Raw genomic sequence first — 274 nt, 5'->3', positions numbered from 1 at the left:
CTGGCAACACGATACTCCTCCTGTGGCAAGGCAATATGCTCCTTTATTTCTTGAAATAATTCTTCTGCATAAAATTGCTTGACAGTTGGTTTCTTTTGATAAATAATCTCATCGTTAAAAAAACATAACAGTATTATTTGCATGACTGCCAGTCCCTTTGCCGTCTTCGCCCAGTTGAATCCTTGAAGGTAGATTATTTTTAATGCAAGGGCAAAGCTGGCGTAAATCACCATTGGCCTTAAGAAATGGTAGCGGGCAAAATTAAACGTGTCCA

Annotated in this window: 1 protein-coding gene; it reads right to left on the bottom strand. The window is 39.1% G+C overall.

What is annotated here, in order from left to right:
* A partial coding sequence (locus RYX56_RS22280; protein ID WP_317124110.1) for a DUF6044 family protein occupies window positions 1–274 on the bottom strand: 274 nt, incomplete at both ends.

This window comes from Alkalihalophilus lindianensis (assembly GCF_032843265.1).
GTDB classification, from domain to species: domain Bacteria; phylum Bacillota; class Bacilli; order Bacillales; family Bacillaceae_D; genus Alkalihalophilus; species Alkalihalophilus lindianensis.
Note: the sequence above shows the minus strand (reverse complement) of the source record. Positions and strands in the feature narration are given on the sequence as shown.